General features: G+C 66.1%; 4 protein-coding genes and 3 pseudogenes. 1 reads left to right on the plus strand and 6 read right to left on the minus strand.

Annotated features, from left to right (window positions below; translation table 11 throughout):
- Nucleotides 1-94: 94 nt before the first annotated feature.
- A pseudogene (locus ACWC91_RS41320) lies at nucleotides 95-448 on the plus strand (hypothetical protein); the annotation flags it as partial.
- A 203-nt stretch (nucleotides 449-651) separates the two neighbouring features.
- Here the strand turns inward: ACWC91_RS41320 and ACWC91_RS41325 are convergent.
- The 6 genes and pseudogenes from ACWC91_RS41325 to ACWC91_RS41350 all read right to left on the minus strand — a co-directional run.
- Nucleotides 652-960, minus strand: a complete 309-nt coding sequence (locus ACWC91_RS41325; RefSeq protein ID WP_225080393.1) for a carbonic anhydrase — start codon at nucleotides 958-960, stop codon at nucleotides 652-654.
- A 513-nt stretch (nucleotides 961-1,473) separates the two neighbouring features.
- The gene (locus ACWC91_RS41330) at nucleotides 1,474-2,265 is read right to left on the minus strand and encodes a class I SAM-dependent methyltransferase (RefSeq protein WP_450644955.1); all 792 of its coding nucleotides are present in this window, start codon (nucleotides 2,263-2,265) and stop codon (nucleotides 1,474-1,476) included.
- 93 nt (nucleotides 2,266-2,358) lie between these two features.
- A complete protein-coding gene (locus ACWC91_RS41335) occupies nucleotides 2,359-2,697 on the minus strand; it encodes a transposase (protein WP_225080395.1) in 339 nt (112 codons plus the stop codon).
- 21 nt (nucleotides 2,698-2,718) lie between these two features.
- Nucleotides 2,719-2,940, minus strand: a complete 222-nt coding sequence (locus tag ACWC91_RS41340; RefSeq protein ID WP_450644953.1) for a hypothetical protein — start codon at nucleotides 2,938-2,940, stop codon at nucleotides 2,719-2,721.
- Nucleotides 2,941-3,067: 127 nt separating this feature from the next.
- A pseudogene (locus ACWC91_RS41345) lies at nucleotides 3,068-3,284 on the minus strand (IS256 family transposase); the annotation flags it as partial.
- Nucleotides 3,282-3,500 (minus strand): annotated as a pseudogene (locus ACWC91_RS41350) (alpha/beta hydrolase); the annotation flags it as partial. The pseudogenes ACWC91_RS41345 and ACWC91_RS41350, both read right to left, overlap by 3 nt.
- Nucleotides 3,501-3,685 lie beyond the last annotated feature (185 nt).

The following is a 3,685-nucleotide window of genomic DNA, read 5'->3' on the forward strand; positions in this document are numbered from 1 at the left end:
ACCCGCCGAATACGAGACCAACTACTACCTCGAAACCACGAAACCCCAGGTCACAGTCACACCCTAGAGTCTCGATCAAACCCGGAACGGTTCACTTCGCGCCGCCACCGACGACGTCAAAGCGTGGAAGCGCGTCAACTCCGCGAACAACACGGCCAACCAGCCCAAGCTGTCCGTCACCTACAACTACCGTCCCTCGGACGGCACCGACCGACAGGCCGGCGCACCCTTCAAGTCCTACGCCGGCGTGTGGGCGGTGAACACCACCACCCCCACCCTGCGTGACACCTTCACCGATCCCGACGGCGACAAGGTCAACGGCACCTTCCAGATCTACGACGCCGCCACCAACACCCCCATCACCACCCCCCTCGGCGAGGGCCTGGTCGTCTCCGACTTCGTCGCCTCCGGCAAGCCGGCCAGCGTCACCGTCCCGGCCGGACAGCTCGGCTCCTCCGCCGGCCTGTCGGCTGGGGGAAGCTCCCGCGGTGCACTCCGCACCCGGTGCGCACCGGTAGCCGCACCGCCGTGCGGATGGGTGCGCCCCCGGTGCGGGCCGGGGGGAGCCGGACGGCTGGAAACTGCGTCTGTTGGGCACAGTTGCTTCCATCTCGTCGCCGGCCGGGACTGCCGGGGCCGACCGTGTGCTGCTCAGCCGGGCTGCACGACGGTGGTGATCTTCCCGGTCCCGAGGTCGTACGCGTAGCCGCCGATCTTGATGTTGCCGATGGCCGGCGCGAGCACGGGTGCCGCGCGCAGCTTAGCGATGTCCTTCTGGACCGTCTTAGACGGCTCCAGGACGGCCATCTCCAAGGAGGTCTGTTCGTCCCAGCCGCCGCGGGCGGCGAAGCCGACGCGCAGATCGTCGTCGGCGAGCAATCCCGAACCGCAGTCGGTGTGGTGGATGACGGCGATCTCGAACCAGTCCGCGTCGGGAGTCTTGTTCTCGTGCAGGTGCACGATCCAGGCAAGGTCCTGGATGACCGCCGGCGTTCCTGCCCACCAGCCCTGCCGGACACCTCAAAGGCCGCGACCCGTCCGTGACGGCCGACAAGCTCGGCGATGCCTGGGCGGACGGGGCAACGGTCGTGTCTTTGCCGGTGGAAATGATCAGGTTGCCTATCGGTTTCTACCCGCGCGTACGCGTGCGGAGCGACGGTCGCTAGGTCGTCTCTCCGCCGACGGACTGTCATGCAAATCGAAGCCAGCGTGCGTGGTCAGCACGCAGTCGTCCAACGGCCTACCAGTGGCAGCCGTAGTGCTCCAGAATATGCTTTGCCTGAGTATTTTCCGGCATCGGATGACCATCTTCAGAAGCATGGTCCAGCACAAGTTCTGCGCTGCGAGGCAGGCCGGCGGGGCGTACCGCCATCCGGTCATACCGGCTCAGCGAAGTTAGTGGGGGTCGGGCTGGCACAGCGCTCCACTTGGCCATTCGGAGACACGGCCGTCTCGGCCGGCCCCACGGCTGGGTCAGCCCGGCTTGACCGCCAGCGTCGCAAAATAGTTCGACATGTATTGAGCGGATGCGTTGGATTGGTGCGGCGCTTCCGCGAAGCCGGTGAGGACGAACCCCGCGGCGAGTTGCCCGCCGATCTGGTCGGTGAGGGTGTGGCTGTATTCAAGAGGGGCATCCGCGCCGAACTTCGTGGCGCGTTCCTCGGCGGAGTACTGCGTGACATCGCTGTAGGGCAGCTTGTGCACGACGATCAGCTCGCCGCGCTCGTCGAGCGCCTCGTGGTCGAACAAGTACACATCAGGGTTGAGGAAGCCCACGAGCAGAGTTCCGCCCGGTCGCAGTACGCGGAAGCACTCACGCCACACCGGTGCCAAGTCTGGTACGAATAGGTTGGAGACCGGATGGAATACGACGTCGAATGTTGCGTCGCCGAAGGCGCTGAGGTCGCGCATGTCGCCCAGGACGGTGCGCAGCTCGAGTCCGTCGCGCGCCGCCACCATCTGGTCCTGGCCGAGCTGGCGGGGTGAGTTGTCGAATACGGTGACCCGCGCCCCTGCGGCGGCGAGGATCGGACCCTGCTGGCCACCGCCGGAGGCCAGGCACAACACGTCCTTGCCGGTCAGGTCCGTCGGCAGCCAGGAGCGGTCGACTGGCTCACGCCCGATGAGAACAATCGACCAGTCGCCCATGCGGGCGCGCTCGACATCCTCAGCACTCACCGGCCTCGACCACTGATTGCCCTCTTGGACACACTTGTCCCAGGCTGCCCGATTGTGGGCAACGGGGTCGACAACAATGTCCTGCACGTTTAACTCCCTGCTACAGCCAAGCGGACACCTGCGGTACTGACAGTTCGGTGCCGCTAGCCAACACGATTGCAGGGTGCGGGCTCAACGAAATTAGCGGGCATCAAGGTGTCCACGGGCTCGACGAGTGGTCGCGCAGCGGGTGCGTAAGCGCTGGTTGCCGGGGTTGCGGAAGCCGTAGGCGTCGCGGGCGATGGTCTTGATGACCCGGTTGGTGCCTTCGGAGCCAGCGTTGGTGATCCCAGTGTGCAGGAACGCAAGGATCTCTGGCCACCATGTCTCGACGGTTGTGGCTAGGCGCTGCAGTTCGGGAAGGTCGGCGTCGGCGCACAGTGTCCGACACGACGTCAGTCGGTGCTTACCTCTTGGAATTCCCGGCCGGGGCGGTGTGGCCCCATGGGAGGGAACGGTGCCCGCGAGAGGAATAGTCAGGACCTGTGGATTCGGCGTGGTTCAGCGATAGCGCGGGAGTCCGCCGAGGTCTGGGAGCTCGTCCTCGAAGTCGCAGGCGGCAACGGCGTCGAGGCCGCGGTTCCAGACTGCTTTGAGTACGCGTGACACTGCTTCGACGAGGACGGGGCCGGGGTCGTCGGCTTCCGCCTCGATCGTGAACGGCCATCCGATGAAGTCTTCGGCCAGCCCGTCGTCCGGGTTGGGCCGGATCTCGAAGACCATCCGACCTGATCGGATCGTGTAGTGATCGTCGACGGGGCTCCGAGAGTTGCCGCGACGAGCGCGGTCACAGACTCGCGATTGCCGCCTCGCAGGTAGATCTGGCAGTCTCCGTAGTCCTTCCCCGTTTTCACGCGGCCTGCTCCTGTTGCTCGACCAGGATGCCGTTCTCGAACCGGGCGCCGGTGCGGACCAGGGGGACCAGATGGGCGCCGGTGATCGCGCCAGCGTGTCTGGGCGGACTCGACGAGCTTGAACACCATCGCCAGAGCGGCGGCTGGACTGCCGGCCCCACGGGTGACCTTGGTCCGCAGCTTGACCGTGGAGAACGTTGACTCGATGGGGTGACATACCAGGACGACGTCGCGCAGATCCTGACGCTCGACCTCGTCAACGATGTCCTGCACGTGGGTCTGCTGCCCGGCTGGCACACCTTGCTTCTCGGCGAGACCGGACAGCGTCAGCGGGTAGACGCCGTGGCCGGCCGCTCGCAGACGCGGCACCACCTCGTCCCACGCCCACGATCCGAGCCGCGCACCTGCAACCAGCACGTAGTTCGCCATGGCCGCACCGTAGCGGAGCGACCCGACAACCGCTCCGGAAGTACTTTCGATACACGCCCTAGTGGCGTCAGGCCTCGGCGTCTTACCCCGCTGATCGGCACGGGTGTGGAGCGAGGACACCGTTGTCAAACGCCGCTTCGAACCGACTCACCGCTTCCCCGGCACAGGCGCACCACTACCGCACC

Source organism: Streptomyces sp. NPDC001204, assembly GCF_053598035.1.